Below are 598 nucleotides of genomic sequence, written 5' to 3' on the forward strand. Positions count from 1 at the left end.
AGAGCCGTCAACCCGTGCAAGCAACGTTGTCTCGTAGGAGGGCTTCGAACTTTTCGCGTGGGGTGTAGAAGCCGAGTGTCTGTCGGGGGCGTTCGTTGAGTTCGCGGGCGATGGCGTCGAGGTAGGCCTGGTTGCTGGTGATAGCAGTCCCTTTGGGCAGGTACTCGCGGATCAGGCCGTTGGTGTTCTCGTTGGACGGGCGTTCCCACGGTGAATGCGGGTGTGCAAAGTAGATCGGCAGGTCAGCGGCCACGGTGATCGAGGCATGCTCTGCCATCTCGGTGCCCTGATCCCAGGTCAATCCTTGCCGCATGAACTCCGGCAACCCCTGGAGGTGATCGATCAACACATCGGCGACACCGTCGGCCTTCTTCCCGTCGGGCAACCCGAGGATCAGGGTGTAACGCGTGCTGCGTTCGACCAGGGTGATCGCGGCGGTCGTGTTGCCGGCCCCCACGATCAGGTCACCTTCCCACCAGCCGGGCACCCGCCGGTCGGTGGCGTCGGCGGGGCGATCATCGATGGACACCATGCCCACGATCCGCGCCGTGCGCTCACCGGGCTTCTTGCGGGATCTTCGTTGGGACTGCTTGCTGCG

At 64.0% G+C, this 598-nt stretch carries 1 protein-coding gene; it reads right to left on the minus strand.

Features of this window, described 5'->3' with window-relative positions:
- Positions 1 to 7 precede the first annotated feature (7 nt).
- Positions 8 to 598, minus strand: a 591-nt coding sequence (locus IEW22_RS19870) for an IS30 family transposase (protein ID WP_188589150.1), incomplete at its 5' end; no start/stop codon positions are given.

It is taken from the genome of Gordonia jinhuaensis (assembly GCF_014639795.1).
GTDB classification, from domain to species: domain Bacteria; phylum Actinomycetota; class Actinomycetes; order Mycobacteriales; family Mycobacteriaceae; genus Gordonia_B; species Gordonia_B jinhuaensis.